General features: G+C 68.6%; 15 protein-coding genes. 7 read left to right on the top strand and 8 right to left on the bottom strand.

Annotation, left to right across the window (positions count from 1 at the left end):
- Nucleotides 1–47 precede the first annotated feature (47 nt).
- The 6 genes from CDO44_RS24470 to CDO44_RS24445 all read right to left on the bottom strand — a co-directional run bounded on the left by CDO44_RS24470 (nt 48) and on the right by CDO44_RS24445 (nt 6,233).
- Nucleotides 48–785 (bottom strand): sulfite exporter TauE/SafE family protein, encoded by a 738-nt coding sequence (locus CDO44_RS24470; RefSeq protein ID WP_087782838.1) that lies wholly within the window; start codon nt 783–785, stop codon nt 48–50.
- Between the two features lie 10 nt (nt 786–795).
- A complete protein-coding gene (locus tag CDO44_RS24465; RefSeq protein WP_087782837.1) occupies nt 796–2,199 on the bottom strand; it encodes an FAD-binding oxidoreductase in 1,404 nt (467 codons plus the stop codon).
- Nucleotides 2,196–3,524, bottom strand: a complete 1,329-nt coding sequence (locus tag CDO44_RS24460; RefSeq protein WP_087782836.1) for a M28 family peptidase — start codon at nt 3,522–3,524, stop codon at nt 2,196–2,198. The genes CDO44_RS24465 and CDO44_RS24460 overlap by 4 nt, the downstream gene beginning before the upstream one ends.
- Complete coding sequence (locus CDO44_RS24455; RefSeq protein WP_087782835.1) at nt 3,521–4,192, bottom strand: dienelactone hydrolase family protein; 672 nt, start codon at nt 4,190–4,192, stop codon at nt 3,521–3,523. Before CDO44_RS24455 ends, CDO44_RS24460 begins: the two co-directional genes overlap by 4 nt.
- Nucleotides 4,193–4,238: 46 nt before the next feature.
- Nucleotides 4,239–5,213, bottom strand: a complete 975-nt coding sequence (locus CDO44_RS24450) for a tripartite tricarboxylate transporter substrate binding protein (protein ID WP_087782834.1) — start codon at nt 5,211–5,213, stop codon at nt 4,239–4,241.
- Between the two features lie 78 nt (nt 5,214–5,291).
- Nucleotides 5,292–6,233 (bottom strand): LysR substrate-binding domain-containing protein, encoded by a 942-nt coding sequence (locus tag CDO44_RS24445; protein ID WP_087782833.1) that lies wholly within the window; start codon nt 6,231–6,233, stop codon nt 5,292–5,294.
- A gap of 160 nt (nt 6,234–6,393) precedes the next feature.
- Between CDO44_RS24445 and CDO44_RS24440 the strand changes: the two genes are divergently transcribed.
- The 5 genes from CDO44_RS24440 to CDO44_RS24420 are packed head-to-tail and all read left to right on the top strand — an operon-like array spanning nt 6,394 to nt 11,490.
- Nucleotides 6,394–7,431, top strand: a complete 1,038-nt coding sequence (locus CDO44_RS24440) for a glutamate cyclase domain-containing protein (protein WP_087782832.1) — start codon at nt 6,394–6,396, stop codon at nt 7,429–7,431.
- A 23-nt stretch (nt 7,432–7,454) separates the two neighbouring features.
- Complete coding sequence (locus tag CDO44_RS24435; RefSeq protein ID WP_087782831.1) at nt 7,455–8,432, top strand: tripartite tricarboxylate transporter substrate binding protein; 978 nt, start codon at nt 7,455–7,457, stop codon at nt 8,430–8,432.
- Between the two features lie 24 nt (nt 8,433–8,456).
- Complete coding sequence (locus tag CDO44_RS24430) at nt 8,457–9,257, top strand: aspartate/glutamate racemase family protein (protein WP_087782830.1); 801 nt, start codon at nt 8,457–8,459, stop codon at nt 9,255–9,257.
- Nucleotides 9,160–10,224 carry a LysR family transcriptional regulator gene (locus tag CDO44_RS24425; protein ID WP_087782829.1) on the top strand — a complete coding sequence of 355 codons (1,065 nt, stop codon included), beginning with the start codon at nt 9,160–9,162 and terminating at the stop codon, nt 10,222–10,224. Before CDO44_RS24430 ends, CDO44_RS24425 begins: the two co-directional genes overlap by 98 nt.
- Before the next feature lie 33 nt (nt 10,225–10,257).
- Entirely contained in the window at nt 10,258–11,490 is a 1,233-nt protein-coding gene (locus tag CDO44_RS24420; RefSeq protein ID WP_087782828.1) for a cystathionine gamma-synthase family protein, read from the top strand.
- On the opposite strand, the gene CDO44_RS24415 is transcribed toward CDO44_RS24420, so the two are convergent.
- Entirely contained in the window at nt 11,487–13,175 is a 1,689-nt protein-coding gene (locus CDO44_RS24415; protein WP_087782827.1) for an ATP-binding protein, read from the bottom strand. The two genes, CDO44_RS24420 and CDO44_RS24415, sit on opposite strands and share 4 nt — an antisense overlap.
- 183 nt (nt 13,176–13,358) lie before the next feature.
- On the opposite strand from CDO44_RS24415, the gene CDO44_RS24410 reads away from it, so the two are divergent.
- On the top strand, nt 13,359–13,697 hold the full coding sequence (locus CDO44_RS24410; RefSeq protein WP_087782826.1) for a 2Fe-2S iron-sulfur cluster-binding protein: 339 nt from the start codon (nt 13,359–13,361) through the stop codon (nt 13,695–13,697).
- Here CDO44_RS24410 and CDO44_RS24405 read toward each other — a convergent pair.
- Complete coding sequence (locus CDO44_RS24405) at nt 13,651–14,610, bottom strand: LysR family transcriptional regulator (protein WP_198951438.1); 960 nt, start codon at nt 14,608–14,610, stop codon at nt 13,651–13,653. The two genes, CDO44_RS24410 and CDO44_RS24405, sit on opposite strands and share 47 nt — an antisense overlap.
- A gap of 122 nt (nt 14,611–14,732) precedes the next feature.
- On the opposite strand from CDO44_RS24405, the gene CDO44_RS24400 reads away from it, so the two are divergent.
- A complete protein-coding gene (locus CDO44_RS24400) occupies nt 14,733–15,944 on the top strand; it encodes a 3-hydroxybenzoate 6-monooxygenase (protein WP_087782825.1) in 1,212 nt (403 codons plus the stop codon).
- Nucleotides 15,945–15,977 lie beyond the last annotated feature (33 nt).

The following is a 15,977-nucleotide window of genomic DNA, read 5'->3' as shown; positions in this document are numbered from 1 at the left end:
CGATGCGCCGCATGACGGGCGTTCCGCCAGGGACCGGAGCCCGTGCGTCAGGCCTTCAGGAACATGAAGGCGCTCATCACGACGCCCACCGCGACCACGACGGCCCGCATCCAGGCGGCCGGCACGCGGCGCGCCAGCCGCGCCCCGAGAAACCCGCCCGCCGTCGCGCCGACGGCCATCACCGCGGCTTCGCGCCATTCGACAAGACCACCCGCCGCATACACGATGGCCGCCACCACGGTCAGCACTCCCGAAAGGAGGTTCTTGATTCCGTTGATGGCGCTGAAACTGCGGTGTTTCGACATGCCGAACAGGGCGAGCAGCATGATGCCCATGCCGCCGTTGAAATAGCCGCCGTACAGGCTCACGGCGCCCAGGCCCGCCGCCGTGCCCGCGGAAGACAGAACCTGGCCCCGCGCCGCCCTCGGCATGACGGGTGCGCAAAGGAACACGACCGTGGCGAACAGCAGCAGCCACGGCGCGAGACTCCGGAACATGCCGCCCGACGTCCAGAGCAGCAGCAACGCTCCCGCGCTCCCGCCCGCCAGGGCGATGGCCGAGAGAAACGCGAGCGAGCCCGGCTCGGACTGCGCAATGTCCCGCCGCAATGCCCAGGCGCCCGTCAGGTAGCCCGGCAGCAGGGCGACGGTGCCGGTGGCGTTCGCCACCGACGCAGGCAAGCCCACCGCGACCAGGGCGGGCAGCGTGAGGAAACTCCCGCCGCCCGCCGCGGCGTTGAGCATGCCCGCGCCGCAGGCCGCCGCCAGCAAGAGCAAATCCGACATGCCTTCCCCGCTACCTGAGCCGCGCGCTCCGGAGCGGGGCGACCGCGCGCATGTCTATGCCCGGGTCGCGGCCGCTCGCGACGTCGGCGATCACGCGCCCCGTCAACGCCGCCAAAGTGACGCCCAGATGTCCGTGTCCATAGGCGAGCAGGACATGGGGCGCCCCGGGCGCCTGCCCCAGGATGGGCCGGCTGTCGGGCACGGACGGGCGCGGGCCGACCCATCTAGAAACCGGCTCGGCGTCCAGGCCCTGGACGAACCGCTCCAGTCCGCGGAACACCCGCTCCGCCCGCGCATGGTCCGCCCGGGCATCTGCCGCCGCAAACTCCGCCACGCTGGCCATCCGGATCCCCGCCGCCATGGGCGTCAGCGCGACCTTGCGCTCCACCATCAACACCGGCATGCGTAGCGGGCTGCTGCCCGGAGCCAGCATGACGTGATAGCCGCGCTCGGAGACCAAGGGGATGTCCACGCCCAGTCCGCGCGCCAGCCGATGGGACCATGCGCCGGCGGCCAGCACCACGCGGTCTGCGTCGAGCCGTCCCTCCTTCGTGCGCACGCCGCGGGCGTCCACGCCCGTCGCCTCCGCGCGCAAGATGCGGCCGCCGCGCGATTCGATACGCTCGGCCAGGCGCCGCGCCAAAGCCAGCGTGTCGGTCACATAGCCCATCCCGGGTATCCATACGACGGCGCCTACCTGCTCGGTGAGCGCGGGCTCCATGGTCCGCGCCTGTTCGAGATCGACAGGCGTGCACGTCACCCCGAGGCTGCGCCGCAGGTCGTAGGCGGCCTGCGCAGCCCGCAATGCCGCCTGCGAGCCGAAGACGTGCAATGCGCCGGACTGGCGCACCAGCTCGCCGCCGCCGATGTCTTCCAGCACGGGCTGCCAGGCGTCCCAGGCTTGCGCCATCATCGCGGCCATGGCGTGGGTTCCGGCGCGCGCGCGCTCGGCCGTTCCCTGTGCGACGAAGCGGGCGAACCAGGGCAGGTGCCGGGCGGCATAGCCGGGCCGGACGATGAGCGGACCCGCGGGGTCCTTCAACAACCGGATCGTCTGCCCGATAATGCCTGGCGTCGACTGGGGAATGATGGAAGCGATGGCGATGTGGGCGGCATTGCCGAAGCTCGCCCCCTCCCCGACGCCTCCGCGATCGACCACCGTCACGGTGAACCCATCGCGTTGCAAGGCGTGGGCGCAGGCAAGTCCCACCAGACCCGCGCCCAGCACGACGACGGAACCGCGCGGACGCACCGGTGTGGCCTCCTGTCGCTGCGCGACATCCTCCCCGGGGGAGGACGCGCCCCCTTCGGGCGGCCGGGCGGGCGCGCTAACTGGACCACCCTCCTGTCGCTGCGCGACATCCTCCCCGGGGGAGGACGCGCCCCCTTCGGGCGGCCGGGCGGGCGCGCTCATGCCGCCTCCTTGCCCGCGCGATCGCGCAGGCTGGCCAGGCTATCTGCGCGCAGGGCGCGCCACAGTACGCCGGCTGCGAGGAGGGTGGCGTTGCGCAAGTGTTTTTCGTCCACCAGCGCTCTCGTATCAGCGGGAGTGAGCAGCAGGCGCAGCGCGCTGTCCGGCTCGTCGAATCCCGCGATCAGGCGCAGCGCGGGAATGCCGCAAGCCGCGAAATTCGCATGGTCGCTGTTGGCCATCAGCGGCAGATGAACGCCCAGGTCGCCGCCGGCCAGCCGTGCGCCCGCCCGGGCGAATTCGCCCAGGCGATCGAATCCCGAGGTCAGCGCGGTCAGGCGGGCGGATCCCGCCAGCGAATCGAGGTTGACGTTGAGCGCCATGGCCGCGCGCCGGGCCTCGGGCAGGGCCGCCAGCCACTCGCGCGAACCGTTCAGGGCCCATTCTTCCGCGCTGAACAGACACAATGTCAGGCCTCGGCGCATGGCGTGCATGCGGGGCGCGAATGCGCGGGCGAGCGCAATCGCCGCCGCCACGCCCGTCGCGTTGTCCAGGGCGCTCTCGGCCAGCGGATGGCCGTCGATGTGCGCGGACAGCACCACGCGCTCTTCGGCTTGGCGGCCTTCGCCGCCCGGCAGGTCGAGCACCAGGGTGTCGGTCCGTGCCTGCGGCAGGTCTTCCCCGCTGATGGCGAGGCGGACACGCGCGCCCGAAACCTGCAGCGCCCGCGCAGCCTCGGCGGAAATGCCCATGGCGGGAATGCCCGGACCGCCCGCCCGCCCCGAAGAGCCCGACACCGGACCTATCCCTGCTTCCGGCTGGACGACCAGCAAGGCGGCCGCCCCCGCTCGCTGTGCGGCGGCGAGCTTGACGCGCCGGTGAACGGTCTGGGAGGAAAAGGGATACTCGTGCCGGACCATGACCGCATGTCCGCGGACGGCATCGCCCGCGGCATCGATCATGTCGGGCGTCCCCCGTCCCAGGTCGAGCACCGGCAAGTCCAGCCCCTCCGGCGGCGTGAACGCCGTTCCCAGCAGGGGAACCGCCTCCAGCGGCAGGCCATCGGGCTGGCGCGTCAATGCGGCATGGTCGCACCGCCATCCGGCATAGGATGTCGGCTCGCGCGACACCGTGCCGAAGGCGGCCAACTGGTGTTCGCACCAGTCCTGGGCGGCCCGCTCGCTCGCGGTGCCTGCCAGGCGTCCGCCGTGCCGGCACAAGGCCTCGAAATCGGTCCACAGCTCCTCGTCGTGACGAAGGTGCCTGCCGATCTCGTCGAATGCCGCCCGCTCCGTCTCCGCGCCGCCTCTCGCTTCGCCTGCCGTCATGCCAGGTGCTCTTCGAGGAACGCCAGCGTGCGCTGCTGGGCCTGGGCCGCCGACTCCGCGTGATAAAGATCGCGCTGGTCGCAGTTGAAGCCATGTCCGGTGGGATAGAAGTGGACGGTTACCGCGGGAGCGGCGCGGCCGGGCTCCAGCATCTTCTCCTTGGATACCAGGTGGTCGTGCTCGCCCCAGTGCAGCATCATGGGAATGCGCGGCGTAGGCTCTAGCACGGTGGGAATCGCGTTGCCGTAGTATGAGACCGCGCATGCGAATCCCGTGCCGCGTCCCGCCGCCACCCAGGCCGCGGTGCCTCCCCAGCAGAAACCGACGATGCCCACCTTGCCCGCTTCGGCCGCAAGGCGGCCGGCGGCCTCGATGTCCTTCAGCGCGTCGTCCCAGTCGACGCGCCGCATCAGCGCCTGCCCTTTGCGCACGTCGTCCTCGCCATACCCCAGGTCCAATCCCGGCTCCACACGGTCGAAGACGCTGGGCGCCACGGCCAGGTATCCCCACCCCGCGTACCGGTCGGCGACGCTGCGGATATGGCTGTTCACGCCGAATATCTCGGGCAGGATGACGACCCCGGCGCGAGGCGCGCCCGCCGGCCGGGCCACGTAGCCGTCGAATTCGAAACCGTCCGCCGCCGTCAGACGCGTCAGCACACCGCTCATTTCTCATGTCCTCCTTGTTCGCACGAACGCCTGTCGGCGCAATCCATCAATCCACTTTGATGCCGGCCCGCGCGACGACATCGCGCCAGGCAGCAAGGTCTTTGCTCATCATGCCTGCGAAGGCTCCCGCATCGCGCGCCGACGGCGAGATTCCCAGCGCCGCGAAGCGTTCCACGATGGCCGGCTCGCGCATGGCCGATTCCACGGCCTTCGCGATGCGGGCCGATATGTCGGCGGGCAGCCCGGCCGGCGCGACCACGCCCCACCAGTTCAATACATGGACGCCTTGCACGCCGAATTGCGCGAACGTGGGGATGTCGGGAAACTCCTTGATGGGCTGCGGCGCCGCGACGGCAAGCGCCCGCAGGCGACCGCTCTTGACCAGCGGCATGCCCGAAGCCGTGCTGGTAAAAGTGGCATCGACCTGGCCCGCGATGGTCTCGTTGAGCGCGAGCCCCGATCCGCGATAAGGCACGCTCACCAGCGTCGTCTGCGTGCGCAGCTGGAGCAGCTCGGCGGCCAGGTGGCCCAGCGAACCGGGGCCGGCATTGGCGACGTTCATGGGACGGTCGCGCCCCTGCTTGAGGAACGACGGCAGGTCCGCCGCGCCCGAGGCCGGGACGAACAGCACCAGCGGCGCGGCCCCGACCTGGACGATCGGGGTGAAATCCTTCGCCACGTCGTATCCCGGCGAGGAACTGCGTACCGCGGCATTGAGCACCAGGGCCGCGTCGGCCAGCATGATGGTGTACCCGTCCGGAGTGGCCCGTGCCAGCTGGGTGGCGGCAATGGCCGTGTTCGCCCCGGCGCGATTGATGACCACTACCGATACGCCGAGCTGCTTCTGCAAGTGCGGCGCCAGCGCCCTCACGACGATATCGGAGGCGCCGCCCGGCGCGTACGGCACGACGAACTCGATCGGCCTTGAAGGATAGGAGTCGGCAAGAGCGGGAACGGAAGCCGCCGCCGCGGCGCAGGCCGCGCCGGCCAGGAAAAGGCGGCGAGAGGAAAAGGCACGCATGTCGTGGACGCCCGGTAGAAAGAGAGGCGCCACATTAAGTTCACGTCCGGGAGGGGTCAAACGAAAACTTCAGGACCCTCATTCCTCCATGGAATGCCACGAATCCAGGTGCTTTTGTATGCGCATCTGCGTCGTCTCGGACTCGACCAGCATCCAGTCCAGGAAGCGGTCGCGGGCCGCGCCATGGCTGGCGCCCGTAGGCAGCACGGCGTGATAGGCGTACCGGGTACGCACGCACTCTCCCAGGGGCCGCACCAGGCGGCCGGCCTCGAGCTGGTCGAGCACGAGGAAGAGCGGGCATATGGCCACGCCCAGCCCGGCAACCACCGCCGGAATCAGGACGGAGAACCCTTCGAACAGCAATCCCGCGCCGGCACGGGGGTTCCAGCCTGGTGCCGCGCTTGCGCTCCATTCCCGCCAGTCATAGCCGCGCTGCGCACGATGCAGCACGGGCAGGCCCTGAAGCTGCCGCAGCGTGGCACGCGTGTCCCCCAGCAGTTCGGGACTGGCCACGAGCGCCATTTCCCGGCCGAGCAGACGAATGGCGCGGGCGTCGGGCCATCGCCCCGCTCCCACCCGGACCTCCAGATCGAAGCGCTCGGTGACGGGCGAAAAATCCGGTAGCCGGGGACGAACGATCAGCCGCGTGCCGGGCGCCCGCTCGCGGAAACCCGGCAGGCGCGGGATCAGCCAGTACGAAGCGAAGGCCGGCGATGCGGAAATCTCGACCGCGGAGGCGGGCGCCTTCTCCCCGGCCACCTCCTGCGCGATCGCACGGCCTTCCTGGAGCATGGCCAGCGCGTCGTTCGCATGCGCCAGGTACGCGTGCCCGGCGGGCGTCAGCGCCAAGGTTTTCCCCGAACGCACGAACAGCCGGCAGCCCAGTTGTTCCTCCAGCGTCTGGACCTGCTTGCTGACGGCGCTCTGGGTCAGGCACAGCGTATCGGCCGCGCGGGTGAAACTGTTGCACCGGGCAACCTCGATAAAGGCGCGCAGCACGGGAATGGACGGAATATTCATGGTGAAGGACGCAGAACCGGAAGACCCGCCGGCAAGCGGCACTCGCCGCCGCTCTTCATAACATTCGCTTATCGATGGCGCCGAGAATTCGATTATGCGGCCGGGCGCGGGACGACACAGAATGGCTCAAGTCTAATCCAGAGCCATCCCGGAGCGTTCGATGCCGGACATCATCGGCGAATATGTGGACCGTCTCGTCACGGTCGAAATGCGCAATCGCGCAATGAATCACAACATCATCGGCAGGATCTACGAGCAGGCGCGCGCGGAAGGCGGCGGAAGGCCGATCAGCGCGCGCGCCGCGCAAGCCCTGGTCGAAAGAGTGCGGCCCGGCGATCGGGTCCTGATCGTGACGGGAGCCGGCTACGCGCCCGAGGCGCCGAACGGCGAAAGCGACGGGCCGCCCGGCGCGGCGGCACTGGCCCACGCGCTGTTCTGGGGGCTGCGGGCGGTACCGGTATTCGTGACCGAACCCTGTCATGCCCCGCCGGTCGTGGCCAGCAGCCGGGCCGCGGGCATCATGGTGCGCGACTATGAACTATGCCGCGACCGCCGGATGGGCGCGGCGCTCGCCGTCTCGCCCGAGCGGCAGGACGAGGTGCGGGCATGGGCGGCCGCCCTGCTCGACGAGTACCGCCCGAGCGCCATCCTGGCCGTCGAGCGCCTCGGCCCCAACGAGCAGGGTGTGATCCATTACTCCACCGGCGTGCGTCCGGAACATTGCATCGACCTCGCCCCGCTCTTCGAGCTGGCCGCCGAGCGCCGCGTCCTGTCGATCGGGATCGGCGACAACGGCAACGAGATAGGCTTCGGACGGATCTTCGCGTTCATGAAGGACTTCCATCCGTATGGCCGCCGATGCCAGTACCCGGGTGGCGCCGGCGTCCCGACCGTAGTCCCGACCGACATCTTCCTTCCCGCCTCGATATCCAACTGGGGGGCCTACGGCCTGAGCGCCATGCTGGCCTTCCTGTGCCGCCGGCTCGACGTCCTGCACACCCCGGCCATCGAACGCGACATCCTGCGGGCGTGCCTGGATGCCGGCGGCTGGGAGATGCGCTATTGCACGTCGCGCTTCATCGTGGACGGCACCGAAGGCGAAAGCTCGATGGCGATCATCCAGCTGCTGCGCGACATGGTCCGCGTCAACATCGCGCAGCCCGACCGCGGGCTGTCCCACGGCACCCTGGATCATTGATTCCCCCCTCTCAGGAGTTCAACATGTCCGCATCGCTCAGGCGCGTGCTCGCCTTCCTGCTCGCCTCGCTCGGCGCATCCGGCGCCGTCCACGCCCAGGCGCCGGCGCCTTCGGGTCCCCGCCCGTTGCGTATCGTCGTGCCTTACGCCGCCGGCGGACTGGCCGACATCACGGCCCGGCTGCTTGCCGACCACCTGGCCGCGCGCCTGCAGCAGCCCGTGGTCGTGGAGAACAAGCCGGGCGCCAACGGCACGATCGGCACGGCGCTCGTGGCGAAAGCCCCCGCCGATGGCAACACGCTGGCGCTGGTGGTCAGTTCGCACGTGTTCGGGCGCGCGCTCATGCCCGACCTGCCATACGACCCGATCAAGGATTTCGCGCCCGTCACGCTCGCCACGCGCACGGCCATGGTGCTGGTGGCAACGCCCTCTCTTCCCGTGAGCAACGTGCCGGAACTCGTGGCCTATGTCCGCGCGCGGCCGGGCCAGCTTGCCTTTGCCTCGGCGGGCAACGGCAGCAATGTCCACGTTTTCGGTCAATGGTTCGCCGACCTTGCCGGACTCAGGATGACCCACGTGCCCTACAAAGGCAGCGCAGCCGCGCATCTGGACCTGATCGCGGGCCGCACGCACATCGTCTTCGATACGCTGGGCGCCGTGCAGCCGCACATCGCCGCGGGCAATCTCAAGGTGCTGGCTGCGGGCGCGGAGCGGATGCGGCAATTCCCCGACGTGGCCACGGTCGCCGAGGCCGGATACCCCGGATTCCGTGCCGAGTCCTGGGGCGCCGTGCTGGCGCCCGCGGGCACGCCGCCTGCGCGCATCGACCAGCTCAACCGCGAGATCGTCGCGGCACTGCGGACGCCGGCGATACGCAAGCGGCTCGAAGATGCCGGCGCGCAAGTGATCGGCGGCACGCCGGCCGAACTGGGCGAGGTGCTGATGTCCGAGGAACGCAAGTACGGCGAACTCATCCGCCGCATGGGAATCAAGCTTGACTAAACCCACGCCGAGAAGCACATATCCATGAAAGCCGTTTCCCTTTATGCCCCCTATGGCTGGAAGGCCAAGATCGGGCTGATCGTCCCCTCCACCAATACGGTGAACGAACCCGAGTTCTGGCGCATGGCGCCCACGGGCGTCGGCGTGTTCGCCGCCCGGGCGCTGCTGCTGGGCCACGCGACCCAGGAATCCTACGTCGCGATGGCGCAGGCCGTCGGTGCAGCCGCCGAGCAGCTGGCCACCGCCGAGATCGACATCGTCGCCTATGGCTGCACGTCGGGCTCGTTCATGTGCCCGATGTCCGAGCTCGTCTCCGACATGCAAGCGCGCACCGGCAAGCCTGCCCTGGCCGCCGCGGGCGCGGTCGTCGCCGCGCTGCGGGCGCTCGGTGTCCGAAGGGTGGCGGTCGCGACGCCCTACGTGGAATTCGTCAACCGCCGCGAGCGGGAATTCCTCGAGGAGTACGGGTTCCAGGTGACCTCATTGCAAGGACTCGGACTGGGCGAAACCCAGGAGGAACGGCGTGGCATCGGACGCGTTCCACCCGAGGCCATCTATCGGCTGGCCCGCATGGTCGACCGGCCGGAGGCGGACGCCGTCTTCATTTCCTGCACCAACCTGGCCTCGCTCGGGGTGATCGCGGCGCTGGAGCGGGACCTCGGCAAGCCCGTCATCACCAGCAATCAGGCCTGCTTCTGGGCATGCCTGCGTCGCCTGGGCCTCGGCGATGCGCCGCAAGGCTACGGACGGTTGCTCGAGACCTGCGTCGCGCCTGTCGACGACTCCGCCTTCGAAGTATCATCGGCCCTGTCCGCGCCCCGATGACCTCTTCGCTGCCTTGCCACGCCCGCTGAACTTCCGCCAGCTAGAAGCATTCCGCGCCGTCATGCTGACCGGCAGCATGACAGGCGCGGGGCATTTGATGTCCATTTCGCAACCGGCGGTCTCGCGCCTGGTCCACGACCTCGAGCACGAGCTGAAGCTGGCGTTGTTCCAGCGGCAGGGCGTGCAAATCATCGCGACCGACGCGGCGCATCAGCTATACAGGGAAGTGGAGCGACACTTCTCCGGCGCCGAGCGGATCCGCGAAGCGGCCCGCGCGATCCGTCTTTCGACGGCGGGCTACCTGCACGTGGGCGCCATGCCGAACCTGTCCTCGCATTGCCTTCCCGAAGCCATCGGCCTGTTGCTGCGGCACCATCCCGACGTCGTCGTCTCGGTCCATCCCGACAGTTCGATCAATCTCATCTCCATGCTTCGCCATGCGCAGCTGGACATTGCGTTCGCGTCGCCGCCGCCGGACCTGGGAGGCCTGGAGCACGACCCCTTTCCGGCAACGCAGGCGGTCTGCGTCATGCCCAAGGACCATAGGCTGGCGGGAAAGAAGCAGATTTCGATCAACGACCTGGACGGCGAGGATTTCATCGCGCTGGGGCAGAGCAGCCATCAGCGCATGCAGCTCAACGGCGCGATGCTGGAAGCCGGCGTCAAGCCCAACATACGCGTGGAGACCATGCACTCCTCCTCCGTCATCGGCTACGTGAGCCGGGGAGTGGGAATCGCCGTCATCGATCCCATCGCCATCATCGGCTCCCAGACGTCCACGGTCGCCATCCGGCCATTCACGCCCACGATCTCGATGGCGTTCTCGGCCGTCTATCGCCGCCCCGCGCCCCGATCGATTGTCGCCGCCACGCTCACCCATCTGCTCAAGCAAGTCGTCGCCGACCGCCTGCGCGCGCTGGATACCCGGATTCCCCGCACGGGTCGCCGCAAGCCGGGCAAGGTTTAGAATGACCGCAAATCTCCCTCGACGATCCCGATCATGTCCCAAGGCTTCACTACCCGCATCCTGCACAGCGACCGCCGCTCCTCCGTCGAACACGGCGCGCTGCACAAACCCATGCACACCGCCTCCGCCTTCGGCTACGAAGACGCGCAGACGCTGGTCGACGTATTCCAGGGCCGCAACCCCGGCTATTCCTACGGCCGCCAGGGCAATCCGACGACCGCGGCGCTGGAGACCAAGATCACCGACATGGAAGACGGCATCGGCACGGTCTCGTTCGCAACCGGCATGGCGGCCATCGCCGCGGTGCTGACGACCTTGCTGCGCGAGGGCGACCACATCGTCTCCAGCGGCTTTCTGTTCGGCAACACCAACAGCCTGTTCGCCACGCTCAAGGGCCTGGGCGTGGAGGTGGACTTCGTCGACGCCACCGAGGTCGCCAACGTCGAACGCGCGCTGCGCCCCAATACGCGGCTCGTATTCGTCGAAACCATCGCCAACCCGCGCACCCAGGTCGCCGCGCTGGCCGAGATCGGCGCACTGTGCAAGGCCAAGGGCGTGCTGTACGTGGTGGACAACACCATGACCTCGCCCTACCTGTTCCGCCCCAAGGCGGTCCAGGCGGACCTGAGCATCAATTCGCTCACCAAATACATCTGCGGCCATGGCAACGCGCTGGGCGGCACGGTTACCGATACGGGCCTGTTCGACTGGACGGCCTATCCCAACATCAATCCCGCCTACCGCGGCGTCAAGCCGGCCATGCAGGGGCTGCAGCAGATCAAGAAGAAAGGCTTGCGCGACATGGGCGCGACGCTGGGTTCGGAAGCCGCCCACCGCATCGCCGCGGGCGCCGAAACGCTCAGCCTGCGCATGGAGCGGGCCTGTGCCACGGCGGCCGCGCTGGCCGCGCAACTGGCCGCCCATCCCAAGGTCAAGCGGGTCTACCACCCCAGCCTGCCGGATCATCCGCAGCACGAACGCGCCCGGGCGCTGTTCAAGCGCGGCGGCGCCCTGCTGAGCTTCGAGCTGCAGGACGGGCTGGATCCGGTCCGCTTCCAGAACCTGCTGCGCATCGTCATCTCCGCCACGCACCTGGGTGACAACCGCACCCTGGCCATACCGGTGGCGCAGACCATTTATTGGGAAATGGGCCCGGAGCGGCGGCGCGAGATGGACATTGCCGATTCGCTGATCCGCGTGTCGGTGGGTATCGAGGACCCGGAAGACCTGCTCGGCGATTTCGCGCAGGCCTGCGACGCAATCTAGGACTGCCCCGCGGCGCCGCCTTCGTCCGCGGGGGCGGCGCCTTCGCTGCTGCCGCGTATGGCGGCGATAAGGGTCGCCGCGCGATAGGGCTTGGTCACGTGGGTCTGGAAGCCGCTGGCGAGCGCGCGGCGGCGATCGTCGTCGCGGGCCAGGGCGGTAACGGCCACCGCCCGCAATCTCTTCGCGTCCACCCCCATGCCTTTGCGCACGGTCTCGATCAACTGGTAGCCGTCCATGCCCGGCATGCCGATGTCGGCCACCAGCACGGTATAGAAGTCGGGACCACGTTCGGCCAGTTCCTCGAGCGCCGCGTAGGCCGAGGTCACGCCGGTGACCTCCGCGCCGTATTCCCTCAGCAGGTAGATGAGATATTCCAGCACGTCGGGCTGGTCTTCCACGGCCAGGATGAGCTGGCCGGCCAAGCTGTCGGCATGCAGCAGGTCGCCTTTCTCGCCATGGATCTCGCCCGCCTCGGTGGCGATGAGCGGCGACCGGTAGACCGGCAGGCTGACGGTGAAGCAGGCACCGCGATTCAGGCCTTCGCTTTCGGCCCAGACCTCGCCGCCATGCATCTCCACCAATTGCTTGACGATGGACAGGCCCAGCCCCAGCCCGCCGTAGCGGCGCGACGTGGAGCCGTCGGCCTGGCGGAAACGGTCGAACAGGTGAGGTAGGAAGTCGGGCTCGATGCCCACGCCGCTGTCGGCCACCGACACCTCGAACCGCGAGCCGGTGTTACGGGCCGCAATGCTGATACGGCCATTGGGCGGGGTGAATTTGATCGCGTTGGAAAGCAGGTTCCACAGGATCTGCTGCAGCCGCGTGGCGTCGGCCAGCACCAGGCAGACCTCGAAGCTGTGCTGGAACTCCAGCCGTATCCCCTTGCCCTGCATGGAGGGCTCGCTCGATTGCACCACGCGCGCCACGTGCTCGAAGCCGTCCAGCGGCTCGAGGTCGAGCTTGACCTTGCCCAGGAAGATCGCGCTCATGTCCAGCATGTCGGAAATCAGCGTGGCCTGCGTGCGGGCGCTCTGCAGGATGTTGGCCAGGCCCTTGCGCTGCTGCTCGTTGTTCGGATCGGCGCGCTTGAGCAGCAACTGGCTCCAGCCGATGATGACCGACAGCGGCGTGCGAAGCTCGTGCGACAGCGTGGCGAGGAATTCGTCCTTCATGCGGGTGGCGGTCTCCGCATCCCGCCGCGCCGCGCGCTCGGCTTCCAGCAGCTGCTCGCGCTGCGACTCCATCATGTAGCGCTCGGTGATGTCGCTGAACAGGATGGCGACCGTGGCATCCTCCGGCTCGCCCAGGCGGAAGGCATAGACGTCGAACCAGCGGCCCAGCGCCTCGGCCCGATGCTCGAAACGGGCGGGCCGGCCGGTCAGCGCGACGTCGCCGTAGATCTGGTACCAGTGCTCTTCATGGCCGGGCGCGAGCTCGCGCATGCGCTTGCCCAGCACGTGCCTGAGGCCGGTATGGGTCTCGAAAGCGGGATTCGCCTCGAGGAAACGGTAGTCGACCGGCTTGTCGCCGTCGAACAGCATCTGGACGACACAGAACCCCTGGTCGATGGACTCGAACAGCAGACGGTACCGGTGCTCGCTGCGTCGCAAGGCATCCGCGGTGGCCTCTTCATCCAGGCGCCGCTTGCCTCGGAACCGGTAGGACGCGATATCCCACGGCTGCATGCGCGTCGTTGCCCCCGTTCGCTGGTTGCCGATCGAAGCCGCAGTGTACTCGCGCCCCGGAGAGCATGTGTTTCAAGGCATGACCCTTGCGAAACTCGCCCGTTCGCGGAAATGCGGGGCGGGATGCTAGCATCCGGCTGACCCTGTCCCGCCGCCGGGCGGGCACTCCTACTCTGCCATGCCGTGAGTTCTTCGTCGCCCGATTCCCCCGAAAACACGTCCCAGCGCCACGTCGTGACGCTGGAACCGCAGCAATGGACCTTCACCGCCGGGCCGGACGAGAGCCTGTTCCAGGCTGCGCGCCGCGCCGGCATCCGGCTGCCCAGCATCTGCCGCAACGGCACATGCCGCACCTGCTATTCCAGGATGGAAAGCGGCAGCGTCCGCTACCTGGTCGAATGGCCGGGGCTGAGCGCGCGCGAAAAGGAGGAAGGCTTCATCCTGCCCTGCGTGGCGGTGGCGACCGCGCCCATCGTCATGGTGAATCCTCACGCCGAGAAGACCGAGGGCGCGTCCGGCTGAGGCTGCCGGGCGGCGGTGCGCCGCTCTCCAGAAACAATTCGGCCAGGGTCTGCCTCAGCCAGGCGTGGCCGGGATCGCGGTGGTACCGCGCATGCCAGTACTGGTTGACGCCATAGTGTTCGATGGGGATGGGCGGCGCATGGACGCGCAGCCCTTCCTGACGGGCGACGATCTCGCCCAGCAGCCGGGGCACGGTGGCGACCAGGTCGGTCTGCGCGATGACGGCGGCCAGGCCCAGGTAGCTCGGCAGCCGCAGCACGACCTGCCGCGCCAGCCCGGCGCGCCGTATGGCCTGCTCCACGATCAATTGACTGGTGGTCGAAGGCGACACGTCGATATGACCTTCGCGCGCGAAATCGGCGCGCGTGAAGGCCTTGCGGATGCGCGGATGGCGGGGCCCGGCCACGCACACGAAGTCCTGCTCGAACAGCCGCTGGCGATAAAACCCGGCATCGAGCTGCGGCATGAAGCCGATCGAGAGATCCGCTTCGCCGCTTGCCATGTGGGCCGGCGTATCGGGGCTGATGCGCTGGACCTCGATGCGCACGCCGGGCGCGACCTCGCGCAGGTGGTTCACGATGCGCGGCAGCAACACGATATGGCTGATGTCGGTCATGCTCAACCGGAATACCCGGTCGGACGCTTCCGGCAGGAAGGTGGGCGGCTCCAGCAGGGCCTGCATCGCGGCCAGCGCGGCGGCGACCCGGTTTTCGAGCTCCAGCGCCCGGGCGGTCGGCTCCATGCCGGCGGGCGTGCGCACGAACAGCGGATCGCCGAACACCTCGCGCAGCTTGGCCAGGAAGAAACTCATGGTGGACTGGCTCATGCCCATGCGCTCGGCCGCCACCGATACGCTGCCGGTGCGGCGGATTTCGTCGAACACCCGCAACAGTTTCGTATCGATATTTTCCAATTCTCAATGCCGTCTATATCGAGTATATCGATTCAGCCTATCGATAGCGCTCCATGGAGTCAAGCGCGCCGGCTCACTAAGATGGCGGCCATCCATCCCCACATGTGCGAGGCGCCACTCCAATGACTACAGCAACCCAAGCAACCGCCATCGTCGTCGGTGGCGGCATCGGCGGCCTGGCGGCCGCCCTGGCACTGGCCAAGGAAGGCGTGGCGGTCGAGCTGCTGGAACAGAGCCCCACCATCGGCGAGATCGGCGCGGGCATCCAGCTCGGCCCCAACGCCTTCGCCGCGCTGGACGCGCTGGGCGTGGGCGAGGCCGCCCGCCGCCGCGCCGTCTTCACCGAACGGCTCATCATGATGGACGCCGTGGATGCCACCGAAGTCGGCGGTTTCGAGGTGGGCGAGGCGTTCCGCAAGCGCTTCGGCAATCCCTATGCGGTCATCCACCGCGCCGACATCCACCTTTCCATCCTGGAAGCGGTGCAGGTCCATCCGCTCATCCGCTTCAAGACCTCGACCCGGGTGCGGGCGCTGGAACTGGGCGACGGCAAGGCGACCGTGGTGGATGACCAGGGCGGACGCCATACGGCCGACGTGGTGGTGGGCGCAGACGGCGTCAAGTCGGTCATCCGCGACACCCTGATCGGCGACGAGGCCAAGGTCACCGGCCACGTCGTCTACCGGGCCGTGGTCGAGGAGGCCGACATGCCCGAAGACCTGAAGATCAACGCCCCGGTGGTATGGGCTGGCCCGAACTGCCACCTGGTGCACTACCCGCTGCGCGGCGGGCACCAGTACAACCTGGTCGTGACTTTCCACAGCCGCGAGCCCGAGGTCTGGGGGGTGCGCGAAGGCAGCAAGGAAGAAGTGCTTTCCTACTTCGAGGGCATCCACCCCCGTCCGCACCAGATGCTGCACCGACCGACCTCGTGGAAGCGCTGGGCCACCGCCGACCGCGACCCGCAGCCGCGCTGGGGCCATGGCCGCGCCACCGTGCTGGGCGACGCCGCGCATCCGATGACGCAATACCTGGCGCAGGGCGCCTGCATGGCGCTGGAGGACGCAGCCACGCTGGGGGCGGCCGTGCGCCATTGCCGGGGCGACCTGGAAGCGGCGTTCCGGCTGTACGAGAATTCGCGCATCACGCGCACGGCCCGCGTGGTGCTCTCCACCCGCGCCATGGGCACGCTCTACCATGCCAAGGGCGTGGAGCGCCTGGTGCGCAACTCGCTGTGGGTGGGCCGCACCCAGGAGCAGTACTACGACGCGATGCAGTGGCTGTACGGCTGGCGCGTGGAGACCTGCCTGAACCACTCGGTGCAGAAGGCCTGACGGGACGGGGCTGATGCCCCGTCTTTTTATCCC

Origin of the sequence: Pigmentiphaga sp. NML080357 (assembly GCF_002188465.1) — a bacterium.
Classification (GTDB): Bacteria; Pseudomonadota; Gammaproteobacteria; order Burkholderiales; family Burkholderiaceae_B; genus Pigmentiphaga.
Note: the sequence above shows the minus strand (reverse complement) of the source record. Positions and strands in the feature narration are given on the sequence as shown.

Coding starts and splice junctions, on each gene's coding strand:
- CDO44_RS24435 (WP_087782831.1), top strand. CDS start 7,455: ATGTCCGCATCGCTCAGGCGCGTGCTCGCCTTCCTGCTCGCCTCGCTC.
- CDO44_RS24430 (WP_087782830.1), top strand. CDS start 8,457: ATGAAAGCCGTTTCCCTTTATGCCCCCTATGGCTGGAAGGCCAAGATC.
- CDO44_RS24455 (WP_087782835.1), bottom strand. CDS start 4,192: ATGAGCGGTGTGCTGACGCGTCTGACGGCGGCGGACGGTTTCGAATTC.
- CDO44_RS24425 (WP_087782829.1), top strand. CDS start 9,160: ATGCGCCGCAAGGCTACGGACGGTTGCTCGAGACCTGCGTCGCGCCTG.
- CDO44_RS24465 (WP_087782837.1), bottom strand. CDS start 2,199: ATGAGCGCGCCCGCCCGGCCGCCCGAAGGGGGCGCGTCCTCCCCCGGG.
- CDO44_RS24440 (WP_087782832.1), top strand. CDS start 6,394: ATGCCGGACATCATCGGCGAATATGTGGACCGTCTCGTCACGGTCGAA.
- CDO44_RS24470 (WP_087782838.1), bottom strand. CDS start 785: ATGTCGGATTTGCTCTTGCTGGCGGCGGCCTGCGGCGCGGGCATGCTC.
- CDO44_RS24415 (WP_087782827.1), bottom strand. CDS start 13,175: ATGCAGCCGTGGGATATCGCGTCCTACCGGTTCCGAGGCAAGCGGCGC.
- CDO44_RS24420 (WP_087782828.1), top strand. CDS start 10,258: ATGTCCCAAGGCTTCACTACCCGCATCCTGCACAGCGACCGCCGCTCC.
- CDO44_RS24445 (WP_087782833.1), bottom strand. CDS start 6,233: ATGAATATTCCGTCCATTCCCGTGCTGCGCGCCTTTATCGAGGTTGCC.
- CDO44_RS24400 (WP_087782825.1), top strand. CDS start 14,733: ATGACTACAGCAACCCAAGCAACCGCCATCGTCGTCGGTGGCGGCATC.
- CDO44_RS24460 (WP_087782836.1), bottom strand. CDS start 3,524: ATGACGGCAGGCGAAGCGAGAGGCGGCGCGGAGACGGAGCGGGCGGCA.
- CDO44_RS24450 (WP_087782834.1), bottom strand. CDS start 5,213: ATGCGTGCCTTTTCCTCTCGCCGCCTTTTCCTGGCCGGCGCGGCCTGC.